15 protein-coding genes are annotated in these 19,023 nt (G+C 39.4%); 2 read left to right on the forward strand and 13 right to left on the reverse strand.

Annotated elements, in window-relative coordinates:
• Window positions 1-282: 282 nt before the first annotated feature.
• The 5 genes from CXF76_RS04235 to CXF76_RS04255 form a co-directional block, all read right to left on the reverse strand.
• Window positions 283-960: a tetratricopeptide repeat protein gene (locus CXF76_RS04235; protein WP_024589377.1), complete on the reverse strand. Its 678-nt coding sequence runs from the start codon at window positions 958-960 to the stop codon at window positions 283-285.
• Window positions 957-2,876 carry a pilus assembly protein N-terminal domain-containing protein gene (locus tag CXF76_RS04240; RefSeq protein ID WP_024589378.1) on the reverse strand — a complete coding sequence of 640 codons (1,920 nt, stop codon included), beginning with the start codon at window positions 2,874-2,876 and terminating at the stop codon, window positions 957-959. The genes CXF76_RS04235 and CXF76_RS04240 overlap by 4 nt, the downstream gene beginning before the upstream one ends.
• Before the next feature lie 211 nt (window positions 2,877-3,087).
• The gene (locus CXF76_RS04245) at window positions 3,088-3,660 is read right to left on the reverse strand and encodes a tRNA-(ms[2]io[6]A)-hydroxylase (RefSeq protein WP_007586685.1); all 573 of its coding nucleotides are present in this window, start codon (window positions 3,658-3,660) and stop codon (window positions 3,088-3,090) included.
• Window positions 3,661-3,707: 47 nt separating this feature from the next.
• Complete coding sequence (locus CXF76_RS04250; RefSeq protein WP_101163108.1) at window positions 3,708-4,340, reverse strand: sulfotransferase; 633 nt, start codon at window positions 4,338-4,340, stop codon at window positions 3,708-3,710.
• Window positions 4,341-4,354: 14 nt separating this feature from the next.
• Window positions 4,355-4,726: an MAPEG family protein gene (locus CXF76_RS04255; protein WP_024589380.1), complete on the reverse strand. Its 372-nt coding sequence runs from the start codon at window positions 4,724-4,726 to the stop codon at window positions 4,355-4,357.
• A 153-nt stretch (window positions 4,727-4,879) separates the two neighbouring features.
• Between CXF76_RS04255 and CXF76_RS04260 the strand changes: the two genes are divergently transcribed.
• Window positions 4,880-6,250, forward strand: coding sequence for a DUF2254 domain-containing protein (locus CXF76_RS04260; protein WP_101163109.1), 1,371 nt, complete (start codon window positions 4,880-4,882; stop codon window positions 6,248-6,250).
• Between the two features lie 110 nt (window positions 6,251-6,360).
• Here CXF76_RS04260 and CXF76_RS04265 read toward each other — a convergent pair whose 3' ends face one another.
• The 3 genes from CXF76_RS04265 to ggt all read right to left on the reverse strand — a co-directional run bounded on the left by CXF76_RS04265 (window position 6,361) and on the right by ggt (window position 10,856).
• Window positions 6,361-7,086, reverse strand: a complete 726-nt coding sequence (locus CXF76_RS04265; protein ID WP_007586691.1) for an SIMPL domain-containing protein — start codon at window positions 7,084-7,086, stop codon at window positions 6,361-6,363.
• A 154-nt stretch (window positions 7,087-7,240) separates the two neighbouring features.
• Window positions 7,241-8,935, reverse strand: a complete 1,695-nt coding sequence (locus CXF76_RS04270; protein ID WP_024589383.1) for an NAD-dependent malic enzyme — start codon at window positions 8,933-8,935, stop codon at window positions 7,241-7,243.
• A gap of 142 nt (window positions 8,936-9,077) precedes the next feature.
• Entirely contained in the window at window positions 9,078-10,856 is a 1,779-nt protein-coding gene (gene ggt / locus CXF76_RS04275; protein ID WP_101163110.1) for a gamma-glutamyltransferase, read from the reverse strand.
• Window positions 10,857-10,953: 97 nt separating this feature from the next.
• Here ggt and rrtA point away from each other — a divergent pair, with 97 nt between their 5' ends.
• On the forward strand, window positions 10,954-11,550 hold the full coding sequence (gene rrtA / locus CXF76_RS04280) for a rhombosortase (RefSeq protein WP_101163111.1): 597 nt from the start codon (window positions 10,954-10,956) through the stop codon (window positions 11,548-11,550).
• A gap of 89 nt (window positions 11,551-11,639) precedes the next feature.
• Here rrtA and CXF76_RS04285 read toward each other — a convergent pair whose 3' ends face one another.
• The 5 genes from CXF76_RS04285 to CXF76_RS04305 form a co-directional block, all read right to left on the reverse strand.
• A complete protein-coding gene (locus tag CXF76_RS04285) occupies window positions 11,640-14,144 on the reverse strand; it encodes a S9 family peptidase (RefSeq protein ID WP_101163112.1) in 2,505 nt (834 codons plus the stop codon).
• A gap of 132 nt (window positions 14,145-14,276) precedes the next feature.
• Window positions 14,277-15,452, reverse strand: a complete 1,176-nt coding sequence (locus CXF76_RS04290) for an endonuclease/exonuclease/phosphatase family protein (protein WP_024589386.1) — start codon at window positions 15,450-15,452, stop codon at window positions 14,277-14,279.
• A 122-nt stretch (window positions 15,453-15,574) separates the two neighbouring features.
• On the reverse strand, window positions 15,575-16,723 hold the full coding sequence (locus tag CXF76_RS04295; RefSeq protein WP_101163113.1) for a 5-(carboxyamino)imidazole ribonucleotide synthase: 1,149 nt from the start codon (window positions 16,721-16,723) through the stop codon (window positions 15,575-15,577).
• Between the two features lie 2 nt (window positions 16,724-16,725).
• Complete coding sequence (gene purE, locus CXF76_RS04300; RefSeq protein WP_101163114.1) at window positions 16,726-17,208, reverse strand: 5-(carboxyamino)imidazole ribonucleotide mutase; 483 nt, start codon at window positions 17,206-17,208, stop codon at window positions 16,726-16,728.
• A gap of 161 nt (window positions 17,209-17,369) precedes the next feature.
• Window positions 17,370-18,959 (reverse strand): ABC-F family ATPase, encoded by a 1,590-nt coding sequence (locus CXF76_RS04305; protein ID WP_076915491.1) that lies wholly within the window; start codon window positions 18,957-18,959, stop codon window positions 17,370-17,372.
• Window positions 18,960-19,023 lie beyond the last annotated feature (64 nt).

Genomic DNA, 19,023 nt, shown 5'->3' on the forward strand with positions numbered 1-19,023 from the left:
GTGTGTTTAGATTATTTATTCTTTAGCTGTTTTTACTTTTGATTTGCAAAATGCAAATCAATATTAAAAAATAATTTTTAGATACTTAATGTTAGAAACGCTCTGTTAAATTATTAAAACTAATAGGTATTCAAAAAGGGTTAAATATTAGAAGCAGTCTTGTGGGGTAACTTATAAAACGTATGATTAGCGTAAGCTCTACTACTATTTTTGATAAATAATAAAGTGGTTTTGGCTCCTTAATAATGCCAAATTTTAGGTATAAAAAAAGGCCCGAAGGCCTTAAGAATAACAATTACCTAAAACAGAGAGTTTACCGCGCCTAGCAAGTGCTTTTTTATGCGTGGGTTCTACACGTAAAACTTGCTCATAGTAGCCACAGGCCAATAAATTATTGGTATTAGCTTCTTCAATTAACCCTTTATGGTAAAAATAGGCGGTACTATTTAAACCAAACTTAACCGAAAGCTCTAAGTAGTTTGAAGCTATAACGTAGTTGCCCTGGGCATAATGTATAGAGGCCATTTGCAGGTATGGTGAAGCATGTGTACCAAAAACATCAACGCCGTATTGAGCAATACTTTTTGCTTTAGCTAAATTACCTTGCTCTATTGCTAACGTAACCCCTAAAGTAATTGCATTTAATGGTGGATTAGCTTTATTCAGTAATGTGTTTATAACTTGTTGAGATTGATTAGCACGGCCACTTTTATAAAGTACGTAGGCCGATATCGACAGTATTGCCGTGTTATCGGGGTGTTCAAGCATTAACTGATTCACCTCATGCACTAGGTTTAAACAGTTACTTGCATTTATACCTTCACACTTTAATGGTTGGGCATTTAATTGGTATTTTTTTACTATGTCACCCAACGCGTTGTAAGGATTTACTGTTGGCTTGTAATCAATATGAGCGCAACCCGATAAAGTAAGCAGTAAAATAATATAAAATATTTTCATAGCCCTTGCTCCTGTATATAGCTAAGTACCTGTGTGTCTATATTTGCCTGTTCCCACGAACGTAATGTGTTAATTGGTTCACGCACCAGATTTGGAGTTACAACAATTATAAGCTCGCGGTTGTTTTCACTTTTGCTGGTTGTTTCACTTAACTTGCCTAGCATGCTATTGCCGTTGCCATCAGGTACAAAGTCGTGGCTTGCATTGTTATCGGTGCTAATTAAGCCACCAATAATAAGAGGCTGACCATCTTTTAAACGCGTTGACGTTTGCATGCTGCGTGTATTAAATGCACTACTGTTTAAACTGCTGCCTGTGCTTTGTGCAATTTCGGCAGTTAACGTGGTATCGGGTAATGAAATTACTGGGTTTAGATCAAGTGTTATTCTATCTTTGTCGTCAACCATGGCGCGTACATTTAATTCAACTCCGAATGATTTAAATTCTGTACCGCTAAACACCGACCCACTACTACCTTGCTGACCGCTTGTAATGCCAGATGGGCTATAACTTGTAGGTACAGGTACTTCACCACCGACTTTAAACACGGCACTTTCACCGGCTAAAACCGTGATTGTAGGGCGAGAAAGCGTTCGAGAAATACCTTCTTGTTCAAGTAATGAAAATAACATATCAATGGCAAACTGTGAGGTAGAAAGCTGTAAGTTATTAGTTAATTGACCGCCAATTAATTGCAGCGCATTTTCTATTGTTGCAGAGCCTGATTCGCGTTCAGTCATACCGTCACGGCCAAATAAACCCGCTTCTTTTTCATATCCATTAGAGAGCACGCTAATATCTGGGCGCCATTGCTTTAACCTACGTTGATTTACTTCGTATAGCTGCACCGATACACGCACTTGCGGTAAATCTTCAACTTCAATACTCGACAAAACTTTACCGCCAGCCACTGACAGCAACGTTGCTCTTGCAATATTAGAACTCACATTACTTAAATTTAATCCTGAGGTAGCATCATTTATTAAACCGCCTGACTCGTTGGCAAGTACTTCAATACCTGAACTTTTATCCTGCGTTGCGCCGCCCATTAAATTATTAGGATCAAGAGGAGAGCCCTGAGTTTGTAATGCTTGCTCTGGTTCGAATAATTTATTAATTGTATTTAATAAGCGCACTAGCTCTATCTGGTTTTTTACAGAGCCGGAAAGTAAAAACACATCGTTGTCGTCATTTGATAACTCATCAACCGAGATGCGTTTAATGGTCACTTTATCTGCGCCCATTGATTTAATCACTTCGCTAATACGCTCTTCTTTTGGCTTGGGTGCTTGAGTTACTTTTATTAAATTAATAATAGCGACTTTACTCGAGTTTTGAGAGCTGCCGCCGTTTGCGTTACCCAAGCCTTGCAAGCGTTGAGCAAGTGAATTAAACATACCTTGGTTAGGATTTGAGGTGATAACGGGTTGTGATGCTTGTGAGCTACTGGCATAAAGGTAGTTTTTTGCAGCTTCATAAGCGGCATGACGATAATTTATAGTAGGTACTTCACCACGTAATACAACAGCATGGCGATCAGGTGCTATGGTTAACTGCACGTCAGGGTGAATATCGTTTAAGGCATTTTCTAGTACGCTGTAGTCTTCGGTTACGCCAAGTAAAAATGTTTCAGAGCTTTTATCGTCGTACCACACCATCATAGATGTACGGCCTAACTTTTTAGCTAAAATTAGTAGCTCGCGACCATTAACCACGTTCACATCAAGCGTTGTTTCGTGGCCTAGTGCTATACGCGAAATATCACGGGTAAACACAAAGCGAGTATGCGTCCATTTAACCAAGTGCGATACTTTTTGTACCCGCTCACCATTTGCATTTTCTATATAATCTAAATGACTTTCACTGCCCATAGCGGTAAAAGATATTAGTAATAGTATAAAAATAAATTTTAACATAAGCCTTTCCCTCAATTTGCTTACTATATAGGTAGCAAGTATGAGGCCAAAGGTTTTTGTTTTTATAATCAATGGATTAAGATGTATGAACGTGTTTTTTATTATTTTGATTCGCAAATTGCAAATCAATGATTCACACAGGGATTAATAAAGGAATAAGCTTAAAAGGGGTAAGCACAGAGCATGTAAATACGCTCTGCACTGGTATTAATTAATGCAAAGCGGCTGTAAACGGAATGCTTTCACAAATTTTAGCTTCAGCTATAAGCAGCTCTTCTAGACGAACATCAACTTCTTCTTTTTCAAAGTATTCGTAAGCGAGTTCTACAAATAGGTTTTTATGTTTTTCTTCTGACTTAGCAATAGCAACATAAAAGTCTTTTTCTTTACCCTCAGGAAGTGCTTGTGCAACTAAAGAAAAACGCTCGTGGCCACGTGCTTCAATGACACCACCTACTAGTAATCGGTCCATTAAAAAACCATCACGACCGTGTCTAAATAGTGCACGTATTTGTTTTATGTACGGATCTTTTTTGTCGTCACCTAAGTTTACATCGCGCTCTAAAAGTAACTTAAGCACTTGTTTAAAGTGTATTAATTCTTCTAGTGCTAAATCGGTCATGGCTTTTACTAATTTACGTTTGTCTGGGTAATGCGAAAGCATAGACATAGCCATACCCGATGCTTTTTTTTCAGCAGCGGCATGATCTTGTAAAAAAGTATTAAAGTCAGCAAGGACAACTTCGGTCCATTCAAATGGGGTGTGGTATTTTAATTCAAACATGTTCTGTACAACTTAAATAATAATGCGGGGATTTTAACGTATTTGTTTTAAAAAATCTTGTAAGGCAGTAATTTATCTATCCGTCCTTTAGCCGTAGATTCAACTTTTAACGGGTGTTTAATATCGTTCCACGCGGTGACTTTGCCGCCCATATTCATTTTTTCAAAATCAGTTTTATCACTTTTTAATGCTAAAAAATCGCATAACTTTTTATAGCTATCAGGCTTTGCTATATCAATGGATAAAAAATCGTTGTCGCGGTTATTAAAGTACGTTTGAGCATCATTAAAATGTTTTTTATAGCAGTGAGCTAAGTAACTATCGTCGCTAATATTATTAAGCGAAAGCTCACTAAACGTATTTAAATAACAGCGTTTTATATGAATATTAAAGCCCCCGTCTGCACGGGTTAAATTAGTGTGCATACGCGTTAAAAGCTGTTTTATTGATACAAGCCATGCACCAAGTTCGCGCTCTAAATAAATAAACTTAGAGTGTGGGTAATGAATATCAAGCGCTTTAAAGTCATTAAATATGGGAGTGTCGGCAATCGCGTTAGCATTTTCAAAACAAGCATTAGTATACGCGGTATGCGCCGTTGTAATACCAAGCTCTAAAAATGCGTGGCACACACTCGTTGTGCCGGTACGCGGTAAACCTATTATAAATATTTTGCTCATTAACTTTTCTTTAATTAGCCACGTGTCACTAGCAATACAAAGGCGCTAACAATAATCACTAAAAATGTAGTAATAGTACCAATTTGGCGATATTTCAGGCTTTTTTCTACTATGCCTATATTTTGAAACACACGCCCTATTAATAACGCACCACCTAATATATGACAGTAATGGCTAGCAATCCCTTGGTATTCTGCCAAAAAAAGTAAAATTAAAGCAATTGGCACGTACTCCATAAAGTTAGCGTGGGCACGCACAGCACGTTGCAGCGTTGCGTTACCATTATCACCAAGTGATATCTGCTCCGCGCGGCGCACTTTTATTACGTTAAAGCTCAAATAAATGTAAAAGAATGCAAGTAATGCAGCATAAGTTGAAATGATCACGGCGTTTTCCTGTTATTTTTATCGCATAAGCATGCGCTTTATTATTGTGGGCGTGATAATAACATATAAATTTGAGCAGCATTATCAGAAGTTTAATAAATGCCTATGCTAAGCTAAGGGTATTAAGTAAGTAGAAAAATACATAAGGATTTTATGTTTGTACCTCGCAAAGTAGCCGACAGTTACCGTGAAATGATTAACAGTATTGGCTTTTACCCTTCTATGCTTTCAGTGGGCTTTTTAGTATTTGCCATTATAACTATGTCGGTTGAATATTTAGCCCCTATTGAGCAGCTAAAATCGTTTATATCGGTTGTACTTGTTGATAGCGCCGAAAACGCGCGTACTATTTTAAGCACCTTAGCAGGGAGTATTATTTCGCTAACTGTTTTTAGTTTTTCTATGGTTATGGTTGTTTTAAATTCGGCCAGTGCGAGTTTATCGCCCCGCGTAGTGCCTGGGCTTATTACGCGTAAATCACACCAAATGGTTTTGGGGTTTTATTTAGGCAGCATAATTTACTCTATTATTATGCTTATAAATATTAATAAGCTTGATGGTGGCAGTACGGCAATTCCTTCAATTGGTGTGTTGTTTGCACTTATTTTTGGCCTGATTTCATTAGGTTTGTTTGTATTTTTTATACATTCAATCTCTCGCGCCATTCAGGTTGATAACGTATTAAATGGCTTGTTTAGCCAAACTAAAAACGAAATTAAAACAATAATACAAAGACAACAAGAGAACCCAGTAGAAGACTTTCCAGACTTTAGCAAATGGCATTCGGTTAGCAGTAAAACAGAAGGGTATTATAAAGGCGTACATACCGATAAGCTGTGTGCCATTTTGGCAGAGCAAGATATAAAGGTGTATATATCTGTAAACCAGGGCTATTTTACAGTTAAAGGCTATCCGTTTTTAAAATGTAATAAAGATATAGCGAACGATGAAGAGCTGATAAATAAAATTCTCGACTGCTTTATTTTTTATATAGAAGAGTACATTAGCGATCATTACCGTTATGGGTTAACGCAAATATCAGAAATTGCAGTTAAGGCAATGAGCCCGGGCATAAACGATCCAGGTACTGCGGTTAAATCAATTGATATGCTGAGTATTTTACTTATTCAACGGCTGTCAATTAACGATATTAACTACTCGTTTAAGCACAGTGATAATGCCCCATTGTTGTACCTTCATGAAACAAGCTTTGATGAGTTATTACACGACAACTTTACACCGCTGCGTAATTACGCCAAAGGCGATGCATACGTAATGACAAACGTGCTTGAGGCATTTAAAAATATTTTGTTTGTTGCCCATAAAGATACCGATGCACGCAACAGTTTATTTAACTATTTAAATGCGATTGTTGATGACATAAATGAACATGTAACTAATGAATACGACAGACGCGAAGTGACTAATATGCTCAACTCAATAGCGCGTATTAGCCAAGAGCAAGGTGAGAAGTTGGTGGCACGTTTTGAGCACCACAAGGGCGTGTTGAATTATTTGGATTGAAATTTGTTCAATCTAGGGGCGATTAAATCGCGGCGCGAGGTTTGTAACCTAGTGGGCTAAGTAAAAACCGAGCAACATAGAGTTAATCGTCCCTAGGAAGAACCTATATTTTAATCTATGTAGTACACAGCATAGCTTGAGGCTGTTACTTTAATCTCTCCAGCATGGTAGGCATCAGGTACATAGTTACTTGGTGCGCTATCAGCCATCATTACTTTTTCTGCACGCATGTACGGCTGCGACTGCACATTAAGTGGACTTAGTGACGCGCTGTATAATCCTTTTAAATCAACGCCATAATCTTCACTAAACTCTTTTGCTGCATCCCGTGCGTCTTTAATTGCTAACTTTTGCGCTTTTTTGTGCAGCTCGTTGTAGTTACTTGCTAAAAATTGCGTTTGATTTATTTCATTAATACCGTTGTTAACTAAGCTTTGTAGTAACTCAGGGTATTTATTTATATCGCTAAGTTTTACAGTTAGCGTGCGAGATACTTTAAAGCCTTTAAATTCTTGATTACCGGTAGTGCGGTTGTATTGGCTATCACGGTTTATTGAGATTTGCCCGGCGTTTATATCCCCCTCTTTAACACCAATTTCTTTAACGAGCTTAATTGCTTTAGCGATGGTTAAGTCGGTTTTATTTTTAGCAGCAATTAAGTCTTTATCAACTTCAGTAATACCTACACTAAGCTGTACGTAATCTGGCATTGTAGTAAGAGTCGCTTCGCCCTTAACATAAATATGAGGAGCATCGGGAGTCGCTGCCGCGAGTGCATCAAAGCTAAGTACGTTTAAAGCCAGTGCACTACCTAAAACAAGAGTCAGTGTTTTCATTAAGTCGATCCTTTAATTATGTAAAAGCAAGTAAACACCGTACGTGGTTAATTAAATATGAACAAGCACAAAAAAACAGGCAATTGCCTGTTTTTTGTTAAGCGTTGTAACTAATGCTATTACGCCATTTACTTTTAATTACTTATAAACCTAATTAAACACTACAACGTTTATAGTTACGGTATTTTGGTAACCAGTAATTTTTGTCGATTGCTGCCCATAACGCATCATCAGTAATCTCAAGAGCAACGCCCTCCTCGATTGCTTTTTTAGCAATGGCAAATGCAATACGTTTACTTAGCGTTTCAATTTCAGTTAGGGCTGGTAATAAACTGCCTTTACCTGTGTTTGCACGCGGCGACGACTCTGCAAGCATTTCGCTAGACACACTTAACATAGCATCTGTAATGCGTGTTGCTTTAGCGGCAATAACCCCTAAACCAATACCAGGAAAAATATAGCTATTGTTACATTGTGGGATTGGGAAAATTTCACCGTTGTGTTCAACCGGATCAAACGGGCTACCTGTTGCAACAAGCGCTTTACCGTCAGTCCACTTAATCACATCAGCAGGATGCGCTTCTACCTGCTTAGATGGATTACTCAATGGGAAAATAATTGGCTGTTCACAACCGGCGTGCATTGCACGAATAGCTTGCTCAGTAAATAAACCAGGTTGGCCTGAAACACCAATTAAAATGTCTGGTTGTGCACAGTTCATAACATCAAGAAGTGATGCGTATTCACCGCTGTAAGTCCAATCACTTAACGAGCCTTGCGGTTGTGCAAGTGCTTGTTGGAAATCGCGTAAGCCTTCCATACCCTCTGAAAGCAGGCCAAAACGGTCAACCATAAATACTTGGCTACGCGCTTGAGCTTCTGTAATACCTTCAAAAACCATTTGGCTAATAATTTGCTCAGCAATACCACAACCAGCAGAGCCTGCACCCACAAAAACTACTTTTTGTTGGCTTAGGGTTGAATTTTTAACGCGACACGCAGCAAGTAAAGAACCGACCGTTACAGCCGCCGTACCTTGAATGTCATCGTTAAAGCTACAAATTTCATTGCGGTAGCGCTTAAGTAACGGCATTGCATTTGGCTGTGCAAAATCTTCAAACTGAAGTAATACATTTGGCCAGCGACGTTTAACCGCTTTAATGAATAAATCTAAAAACTCATCGTATTCGTCTTGAGCAATACGCTTATGGCGTGCGCCCATGTACATAGGATCGTTTAAAAGCTTTTCATTATTAGTACCCACATCAAGCATTACAGGCAATGTGTATGCTGGGCTTATACCACCACACGCTGTGTAAAGTGACAATTTACCAATTGGAATACCCATGCCACCAATACCCTGATCGCCTAGGCCTAAAATACGCTCGCCATCGGTTACAACAATAACTTTTACTTTACCTTTGGTCGCGTTGCGTAAAATGTCGTCAATTTGGTAGCGATCTTCATAAGAAATAAATAAACCACGTGCGCTGCGGTAAATGTCTGAGAATTTTTCACAAGCATCGCCCACTGTCGGTGTGTAAATGATTGGCATCATTTCTTCAAGGTGGTCACGTACTAAACGGTAGTAAAGTGTTTCGTTGTTATCTTGAATCGCACGTAAGTAAATATGCTTATTAAGGTTGTCGGTAAAGCTAGAATACTGCTGATAACAACGCTCAACTTGCTCTTCTATTGTTTCAAAGCGAGGAGGAAGTAAACCAGCAAGATTGAAATTTTCGCGTTCTTTTTTACTAAAGGCGCTGCCTTTATTTAATAGCGGTGTTTCAATTAGGCCAGGGCCAGAATGATGAATATATAAGTAGTTAGGATCAGTATTAGTTGTCATATTTCCAGGCTTTAACGGAGTCTTAAGTTATGATCTGTCATTATCAGTGTTAGAGGTTTAATTGCAACGACAATTAAGCTAGTCAGACCATTGAGAGAAAATACATGCGGGCTTCACTGCCCGCATGCATATTATACATAATTTAAAATTTGATAGTGGCGTTATTATCAGTTAAATCAGATAACGCAACACCTTCACGGCGCGGATCAGCGCCACCATATAAGGTATTATTTTTAACTTCAACTGCGTGTAAGCCTGAGTTTAAATCAATAATACGTACATTGTGGCCGCGTTTAGTAAGCGCAGGCGCAATGGCTTCAATGGTTGTGCCTTTTTCAAGGCTGGTGTAATCGTTACGATTTGTTGTACGTGGTAAGTTAATAGCGTCTTGTGCTGATAAATTCCAGTCAATAACACCCACAACAACTTGTGCAACGTAATCTATGATACGACTACCACCAGGTGAGCCTACAATTAAACGTAAGCTGCCATCTTTATTAAATACCATTACCGGTGACATAGAGCTACGCGGGCGTTTACCGGCCTCTACACGGTTTGCTACAAGCTTGCCGTTTTTACGTGGCGATAACGAAAAGTCAGTTAGTTGGTTATTTAAAATAAAGCCATTAACCATAACCGTAGAGCCAAACGCCATTTCAATTGAACTGGTCATTGATACGGCATTACCTTTACTATCGACAATAGATACATGTGAGGTAGAAGGTAACTCGTATGAATCATCCATTGCATAACTTAAGTACCCTACTGGATTACCGGCTACGGCTTTTTGGTCTGTTTCGGTAATTAATTTAGCGCGTGAGGCAATGTAATCTTTGTTTAAAAGCTCTTTTGTAGGTACTTGAGTGAAATCGGGATCGCCCATGTACATATCGCGATCTGCAAATGCAATACGCGAAGCTTGGCTAAAGTAATGAATCGCCTTTTCGCCATTTGGTTTAAGTGCGCTCATATCTTTATGCTCAAGTAGGCCAAGCATTTGTAGTACTGCTACACCGCCACTACTTGGTGGCGCCATAGAACACACGTTATAAGCACGGTATTGTATACATACCGCATCGCGTTCTATACTTTTGTAATCTGCTAAATCTTGCACACTTAATTTACCAGGGGCAATTTTAGAGTGCTGTACAGCATTAACCATTTGTTTAGCGTTTTCGCCTTTGTAAAATGCATCAATGCCCTGCTTTGCAATGTCTTTATATAAATCAGCAAGTGGTTGATTCTTTTTAACGCTACCCGCTTCGATTAATTTACCATTTGGGTAAAAGTATTCGTTAATAATCGGCATGCTCAGCACGCCTGGGTTTAACTGGCGTGCTAATAAGCCATGTAAACGCGGCGAAATTACAAAGCCTTGCTCTGCAAGTTCAATAACCGGTTTAAAAAGCGCTTCCCACGGCAATGTACCGTATTGTTTATGTGCGCTTGCAAAGGCATGTAAAATACCGGGTACACCAACAGAGCGTCCACCTACTACGGCTTCAATCCATTTGACGGCTTTACCGTGTTTATCTAAAAACAGTGTTTCGTCTGCATTTGCAGGTGCAGTTTCGCGGCCATCAAAACTAGTCAATTTATTGTTAGCTTTGTTGTAATACATCATAAATGTACCACCGCCAATACCTGAGGATTGCGGTTCAACTAAAGTAAGCACTAGTTGAGTAGCAATCGCAGCATCTACGGCACTGCCGCCTTGGGCTAAAATTTGTTGACCGGCTTTTGAGGCATATGGATTTGCCGCAGCTACCATGTATTTATCACCTTGCACTACTTTTTTATGGATTAATCCGGTAGCAGCTTCAGGTTCGCGAGTTTCAATTTGAGTTGTTTGCTGTGCAAATGAAGGCAGTGATACTGCGCACAGCCCAATGGCAAATAATGAGTTAAGTTTAAAATGCATAAAAATACTAAAAACACTTAATTACGTAGTTGTATTTGGCATCTTAAAGTTAAACGGGCACAATATGCAAAAATTTTGACTAAAAAAATATAATAAAATGCTTAATTTACCTATTCAACCTCGTTATATATTACCGCCTATTATTCTGCTGCTATTTAGTACCATTTTTGCTGCATTTGATTTAAATAATTTACTTGAATTTAACCGAAGCCTAATTGATGAAGGCGAACTGTGGCGAATTTTTTCTAGCCAATTTGTTCATGCTAATTGGGCTCATTTGGGACTAAATGCCAGTGGTGTTTTACTAATATGGCTTTTACATGGCGAATACACATCACCTACTCGCTACGCTTTTAATACAACTGCGCTAGCACTGTGGTGTGGACTCGGCGTGTATTGGTTTTGCCCAAGCATACATATTTACACCGGATTAAGTGCTCTGCTGCATGGTGTAATTATTTGGGGGGCAGTTAAAGATATAACCTTAGGGCTTAAATCGGGTTATTTATTATTTATAGGCGTATGGATTAAAATAGCGTTTGAGCAATTTAGCGGCCCTAATGCTGATATAGGAAAGCTTATTAACTCCACTGTGGCTATTGACGCACATTTAATTGGTGTAATTGGCGGGACTCTGCTTGCCATACCACTGGTTATAGAGCTCTTTAAAAAGAACTTTAAAAAGAAAAAATAAAGTTAGATTTTGTTCAACCCAATAAAAACGCCGCATTAGTTAACTAAACTAATGCGGCGTTTTTGTTTTTATACTTTAAGAATTAAAGATTAAAGCGTTTCTTTAAATAATTTATGAATACGGCGGTATTCGTCTAACCAACTTGAAGGCTGTACAAAACCATGTGGTTCAACAGGGAATATAGCTGTTTCAAAGTTTTGTTTTTCAAGCTCTATTAAGCGCTGTACTAAACGCACTGAGTCTTGGAAAAACACGTTATCGTCAACCATGGGTGCGTTAATTAATAAACGTTTGTTTAAACCCTCAGCGTAATAAATTGGCGAGCTGCGCTCATATGCAATCGGGTCAACATCAGGATGGTTTAATATATTAGCCGTATAACCTGTGTTGTAATGTGCCCAGTCGGTAACAGGTCGTAGTGCCGCACCTGATTGAAATAACTCAGGCGCGGTAAACAATGCCATAAAGGTCATAAAGCCGCCGTATGAGCCACCATAAGTACCAACTGCTTTGGTATCAACGTTGGCATTTTGCGCCATCCATTTAACGCCATCGGCTAAATCTTGTGTTTCAGGTGTGCCCATTTGACGATAAATCGCGGTGCGCCAATCACGGCCGTAACCTTTAGATGCGCGGTAATCCATATCCATTACTATGTAACCTTCATCAGCGAGCAATGAATGAAACATAAATTCACGAAAATAAACCGAAAACCCCATATGTGAGTTTTGTAAGTAACCCGCGCCGTGATTAAAAATAACCGCTTTGCGGTTTTTACCTACTTCACCTTCTACGTAATCAGCTGGGTAGTACACTTTTGCGTATATTGGTTGATCAGTATGGCTCGATGGCACAGCAACAATTTTAGGTGCAGTTAGCTTTTTAGCTAAAAACTCATCCGACACAGTATGCGTTAATCGCGTTGCTTTCGTATTGGCTTTAGCGTCAGCTACATAAAGCTCATTAGGCATGGTAATTGTAGAGTGCTTAAGGAGTAACTTAGTTTCATCTGGGCTTAACGTGTAATCAGTCATGCCATTTAAGTCAGTAACTTGCTCGCTATTACCTGTTTGTGGGTTAACACGGTAAATTTCGTACAGACCTGGGTGCTCAACATTCGCTTTGTAATAAATTGCGCTGTCATCGCTGGCAAGCGTTAAGTTAGAAACCTCAAATTGGCCTTGTGTTAGCGCGGTTGCTTTGCCGTTAATTGGTTTTTTATAAAGCTGGCTGTAACCCGACTCTTCCGATAGGTAATAAAGCGTGTTTGAGTTATGTAACCAACCAAAGTCGTTAAACGCGTAAGCAATCCATGCATCGTCATGCAGGCGATGTTGCGACACAAGTTTGTTGCTTTCAAAATCAACGTTCGCAAGCCAGCGGTCTTTGTTGTCCCACGCTTCTAGCATGACAGCCACTTGCGAGCCGTCATCGTTCCATACTATTGGGCTTTGCTCAAAACCCCAGTCCATAATAAGGTTAATGCCACGAGGCACCTTTTTAGACTTATATGTTTTACCATCACGTGCATAATTTTCTTTTTTAACTGCGGCTAAAACATCTTCGTCAAAGCCCGGTAAGGTATTAAAGCTAAGTGATGTTTGCTCTTTGTTAGTTAAATTGATGTACACAAGCTTTGAGGTTTCTTCTTTAGCGTCGGCTACACGGCGGCGTGCTTTTTTAGGCTCAATGGTTGCATCATCAGTGATGTAGTTAGGCATAATATCGCCATCACCACGCCAATCTGTTTGCTTTTGTACAACGACTAACAGTGCATCACCATTTGGCGAAAGCTGCGCTTCTGCAACTTTATTACCGTCACCTAAGTAGTAAGCCGTGTTAGCAATTGAATCGTTTTGTTCATTAATTTGCTCATTACGTGCTTGCTTATCTTTTTTATTTTTTTGTTGAAGCGCCACAAACTTAATCAATTTATGCTGCTCTTTAGCAATATACGTGCTTGGCTCTTCAATACCTTTTGGCTCATCAGCAAGTTTTAAGTTAGCAAGCTCTGTGGTTAAGCCTGTTTTTAAATCAACGTTAAAAAACACATTGCCTTGGCGGTAAACTAAATCGCCGTTATTTAAAAATTGTGGTTTAGACTCGCTCGCTGATGTCGCTGTAATTTGCTTAAGTTCACCCGTTTTTAGGTTTTTAACAAATACATTGCCTTTAAAGGTGTAGGCCGCCATTGTTTTATTTTTTGAATAAACGGCTTTATTTGAACCCACAGTATGAAGTTTATTAAGTGCAATTTGCTCTGCTGTTTGGCTAGTAACAGATTGGCTAAATAAATCGCGTAGTGTATTACCTTGCTCTTTTTGAGCATAAATAATAGTAGCCGAATCGCTTGCCCAATAAGCGCTCTCTGGCTGATTGCCCATCCAATCCGGATCGGCCATTGCTTGTTCTAGCGTTATTTTTTGTGAGCCGATATCTGCTGGCGTGTTTACAACCGCAGCAACCGATGTTGCTGGTAAAGCACTTTGCTGTGTTGATGAGGTGTTAGCGGTCGCGCTACAACCTGCAAGCATGACACTTGAGGCAACAGCTAAGGCCACTAACGTTTTAGATGAAGAAAAATTAAAAATCATAGTGCTTCTATACGGTTATTATAATTAAGCCGTATTTAAGCAGAAGCACTCAAGTTATTGCAATTTTTTAAGATAAATAGCCATTAAACAGGGTAAAGCTCAGTTTACTAGCGCATCCTCTGTTAATAGGCGTTATTCAACGATTAAATCAAGCCACACCAGTCGATGATCGCTCGATGCGTTTCTGTCTTTAATTAAACGATATTCATTACTCGTTTTAGTAGGCCAAAACACACCACCATCCTTAATTTTTAAGCCGTAGTTTGACGGTAAAACGTAATCAACACGCGCTTGCCAATTAGCACTGTAATTTTGTGCATAAGGCACATCATACTGCTCTCTAGCGCCCTCACTTTTTGGAATAAAGCTTGCATTTATCAATGGGTTTTTAAGCAGTTGGTCGGTGGTATTTGTGCGGGCTTTATCGCCCTCTGGTGCAGCATTTAAATCGCCTAAAATAACAAACCGAGAGTAAGTTTTTAAACCGCCCTTTTCGCCTTTATCATCGTAAATATACTTAGCGTTTGAAACGTAATCGGCAATTAACCTTACTTCATCGTGGTTACGTTTGCCGTTTCTATCCTCTTCACCGTCAAATACAGGGGGGGTTGGGTGAGATGCAATAACATGAATGGTTTTATCATTTACGTTAATAGGTAAATCCCAAAACGATTTAGAGCTAAGTCTTAACGCTTGCCATTCTTGTGTGTTATACCAGTTTTCGCCTGTTTTAGGCATTACGGGCATTTGTGCATTTGGCATGTCTTTATATTTAAAGGTTTGAAGGGTTCTTACTTTATCAAAATCGATTGGGTATTTTGACAAAATAGCCATACCGTAATGGCCTTCAAAAAAGCCAAAACCTTGTGCATCGCCCATCACGCCATTTTTCTTGCCATCGTTATCTAAATCAAACTCAGTGGCTAGGCCTGTATTTACAGGGGCAATATAAGAGTAAGGGTAATTAATAGCGGCTTGTTTTTGCTGACCTACATTTAAATAATGCTTATTAAAGTATTCAATTCCCTGCTCTTTTGGGATGTAATCAAATTCGTTAAGTAAAATAATGTCAGGGCGAACACGTTGAATAATTTCCGCTATATTCTTAATTTGCTGGTGGTTTGCTTTAAGTGCATTAACTAAAGCATCACTTTTAACTTGCTCACCTTTAGGTGTGTGATTAGTTGCATCCATACTTACATTAAAAGTAGCAACACGAAGAGAGTCTGATGCAAATGCACTGTTACTAAAAAAAGGACTAAAAGAAGCGGCAACAAGTAGTGCGCTATAAATTGCTTTAAGTTTCATTAAATAATTTCACTGTAAAATTTTAGACCCAATCATTATTTCACAATCTAGGTAACCTTGCGCCTTTTTTAAATACAAAAAAATGCCGAGCAAGCTCGGCATTTAATAAAACGGTTAGCCATTTAATGAAGAATTATGTTAGCAGCCGCTTTTAAAATACCAGGGTAGTCTTGCTCAGGTAAATATTCAGTAAGCTCACCTAATTTATCTGCTAGGTCGTTCATGCTAGTGGCCGATACGTTTATATGGCCCATTTTACGACCTGGTTTTGCAGTTTTACCGTACCAATGGCTAGTCACATCTGCGTATTTTAGTACGTCAGCTGGAATATTAGGTTGCCCTAGTACGTTTATCATCGCGGTAATGTGTTTAAGCTCTGTATTACCAAGCGGTAAACCTGCAACAGCACGCATGTGGTTTTCAAACTGTGAGCAATGGCAGCCTTGTTGCGTCCAGTGGCCTGAGTTATGTACGCGCGGTGCAATTTCGTTAACGAGTAACGTGCCTTGTACATCAAAAAACTCAATTGCTAATACGCCAACGTAATTAAGCTCGTTTGCTATTTTTGTAAATGCATCGTTTGCTTGCGCTTCAACGCTGTGATTATTTTTACCGGCAATAGAAAGCGTTAACACACCATTTGTGTGCTCGTTTTCTGTTAGCGGATAAATAGCAACATTACCGTGTTTATCGCGCGCACCAATAATAGATACTTCACGATCAAACGGGATCATTTTTTCAGCAATAATCGTATGTGGGGTAAGCTGCGTACCCGATGCAATAAAATCAGACATTTGTGACCAAATTTCGTCTATTTGACTATCCGATTTTAAACGCCATTGGCCTTTTCCATCGTAACCCGCTTGGCATGTTTTAATAACAAGTGGCTTGCCGAGGGTTTTAACTGCGTGTCCTAGATGCGCTTTTTCAGTAATTAATTGATACGGCGCACAAGTTACGTTTGTTTTATCAAGCAATGCTTTTTCAAGCGAGCGATCGCCACCGGTTTTAATAGCGGCTTTCCCTGGGTAGAACTTATTGCTGTTACAGCAAAGTGTTAGTACGTCATCAGGAATGTGCTCAAACTCTGCAGTAATTGCATCAGCGTTTAATATTGCTTGCTCAAGTGACGTGCTATAAACCTCACCAGTTAGCGGATGCTTAATTTGCTTGCTGCCTACATCGTATGCAACCACATTTAAATTAAGCGGCGCGCCTGCAAGACTCATCATACGTGCAAGTTGCCCTGCACCTAATATTAAAATATTCATTATTACTCTGCAGGGTTTGGATTAGCTAATATAGTGTCGGTTTGAGCTTTACGAAACGCTTCAATTTTTGCAAAAATTTCTGAATTTTGACACCCTAAAATTTGTGCGGCTAGTAAACCTGCGTTTGCTGCGCCCGGCTCACCAATTGCAAGTGTGCCCACTGCAACGCCTTTAGGCATTTGGCAAATAGATAAAAGTGAATCAACACCATTTAATGCTTTTGATTTTACAGGTACGCCAAGTACAGGTAGTGACGTAAAAGCAGCAGCCATACCTGGTAAATGAGCCGCGCCGCCAGCGCCAGCAATAATAACTTTAATACCACGTTCTGCGGCTGAACTTGCGTAATCAGCAAGTAATTGAGGAGTGCGGTGTGCAGACACGACTTTAGTTTCGTACTTAATGCCAAAATGCTCAAGCATAAGTGCTGCATGTTCCATGGTTGGCCAATCTGATTTAGAACCCATAATAATGCCAACAGTCATAAATACTCCTCAGTAATGTATTTTTAAAATAGCGGACTTATGTCCTGTTTAAGCCGGGTATTATACCCAAAGCCATATTAATTGCGACTAATACAAAGCCACAAAAACAAAAAAAGCCATGTTTAAACATGGCTTTTTAGGGTTAACGGGTAAATAGCTAATTAAGCTTCTTTACTCGCTAGGTATTCTGCGTAGTTGCCTCTAAAGTCAATGATTTTACCATCTTTAACTTCCCAAATTCGGGTAGCTACCGATGATACAAATTGACGATCGTGCGATACAAACATTAATGTACCTTCGTAGGCTTCAAGTGCTAAGTTAAGCGCTTCAATAGATTCCATATCCATGTGGTTGGTTGGCTCATCCATTAGCAATATGTTTGGTTTATGCATCATAATTTTACCAAACAGCATGCGGCCTTGCTCACCACCTGAAATTACTTTAACTGACTTTTTAATATCGTTTTGAGAGAACAACATACGACCTAAGAAGCTGCGAACCACTTGCTCGTCGTCGCCTTCTTGTTGCCATTGCTCCATCCACTGAAACAAGTTCATGTCGGTTGCAAACTCATCTGCGTGATCTTGCGCGTAGTAACCAATATTTGCATTTTCTGAGAACTTAAACTCACCGGCTTTAGGAGCTAAGCGCCCAGCTAATGTATTAAGTAATGTTGTTTTACCAACACCATTTTCACCAATAATAGCAATACGTTCGCCAACTTCTACTAAACCTTCAAGTCCAGAAAACAACGTGTTGTCGTCAAAACCTTGCGTTAAGTTATTCATTTCAAGCGCGTTTCTGAATAACTGCTTTTCTTGGTCGAAGCGAATAAACGGCGTTTGGCGTGAAGACGCTTTAACTTCGTCTAACTGAATTTTGTCGATACGTTTAGCGCGCGATGTTGCTTGCTTAGCTTTAGATGCGTTAGCAGAGAAACGTGATACAAACTGTTGAAGTTCAGCAATTTGGTTTTTCTTCTTCGCGTTTTCGCTAAGTAGTTGCTCACGTGCTTGCGTTGCTGCAAACATGTATTCGTCGTAGTTACCTGAGTAAATACGTAGCTCACCGTAGTCAATGTCGGCCATGTGAGTACACACAGAGTTTAAAAAGTGACGGTCATGCGAGATGATTATCATGGTACAGTCGCGTTGGTTTAACACGTCTTCTAACCACTTGATGGTGTAAATATCCAAGTTATTGGTAGGCTCATCAAGTAGCATTATATCTGGGTCTGAAAACAACACCTGTGCAAGTAGTACGCGCAGCTTAAAACCAGGTGCAATTTCTGACATTGGACCAAAGTGTTGGTCTGTGCCAATACCTACGCCTAATAGAAGCTCGCCTGCTTTAGATTCAGCAGAGTAACCATCCATTTCAGCAAACTCAGTTTCAAGATCGGCTACTTTCATACCGTCGTCTTCACTCATTTCTGGTAAAGAGTAAATACGGTCGCGTTCTTGTTTTATTTTCCACAGCTCTTTGTGACCCATGATCACAGTATCAATTACTGAGTATTCTTCGTAGGCAAACTGGTCTTGGTTTAGTTTAGCAACACGTTCATTTGGATCAGTACTTACATTACCTGAAGACGCTTCGAGCTCACCACTTAGAATCTTCATAAATGTTGATTTACCACAACCATTTGCACCGATTAAACCGTAACGGTTTCCGTCGCCAAATTTTGCTGAGATATTTTCAAATAATGGTTTAGCACCAAATTGCATGGTGACATTAGCTGTACTAATAATAGCGCTACCCTCCAAAGGAGTAATGATGTATTTAAATTGCGCGCAGTTTAAACCAAAATGGCCT

Source organism: Pseudoalteromonas sp. 78C3, from assembly GCF_002836695.1.
Lineage (GTDB): Bacteria > Pseudomonadota > Gammaproteobacteria > Enterobacterales > Alteromonadaceae > Pseudoalteromonas > Pseudoalteromonas arctica.

Bases quoted from the DNA above. Each gene is read 5' to 3' on its own strand.
- rrtA (WP_101163111.1), top strand. From the start codon at position 10,954: ATGCTTAATTTACCTATTCAACCTCGTTATATATTACCGCCTATTATT.
- purE (WP_101163114.1), bottom strand. From the start codon at position 17,208: ATGACTGTTGGCATTATTATGGGTTCTAAATCAGATTGGCCAACCATG.
- CXF76_RS04245 (WP_007586685.1), bottom strand. From the start codon at position 3,660: ATGTTTGAATTAAAATACCACACCCCATTTGAATGGACCGAAGTTGTC.
- CXF76_RS04290 (WP_024589386.1), bottom strand. From the start codon at position 15,452: ATGAAACTTAAAGCAATTTATAGCGCACTACTTGTTGCCGCTTCTTTT.
- CXF76_RS04240 (WP_024589378.1), bottom strand. From the start codon at position 2,876: ATGTTAAAATTTATTTTTATACTATTACTAATATCTTTTACCGCTATG.
- CXF76_RS04295 (WP_101163113.1), bottom strand. From the start codon at position 16,723: ATGAATATTTTAATATTAGGTGCAGGGCAACTTGCACGTATGATGAGT.
- CXF76_RS04265 (WP_007586691.1), bottom strand. From the start codon at position 7,086: ATGAAAACACTGACTCTTGTTTTAGGTAGTGCACTGGCTTTAAACGTA.
- CXF76_RS04260 (WP_101163109.1), top strand. From the start codon at position 4,880: ATGTTTGTACCTCGCAAAGTAGCCGACAGTTACCGTGAAATGATTAAC.
- CXF76_RS04235 (WP_024589377.1), bottom strand. From the start codon at position 960: ATGAAAATATTTTATATTATTTTACTGCTTACTTTATCGGGTTGCGCT.
- CXF76_RS04270 (WP_024589383.1), bottom strand. From the start codon at position 8,935: ATGACAACTAATACTGATCCTAACTACTTATATATTCATCATTCTGGC.
- CXF76_RS04250 (WP_101163108.1), bottom strand. From the start codon at position 4,340: ATGAGCAAAATATTTATAATAGGTTTACCGCGTACCGGCACAACGAGT.
- CXF76_RS04285 (WP_101163112.1), bottom strand. From the start codon at position 14,144: ATGATTTTTAATTTTTCTTCATCTAAAACGTTAGTGGCCTTAGCTGTT.
- ggt (WP_101163110.1), bottom strand. From the start codon at position 10,856: ATGCATTTTAAACTTAACTCATTATTTGCCATTGGGCTGTGCGCAGTA.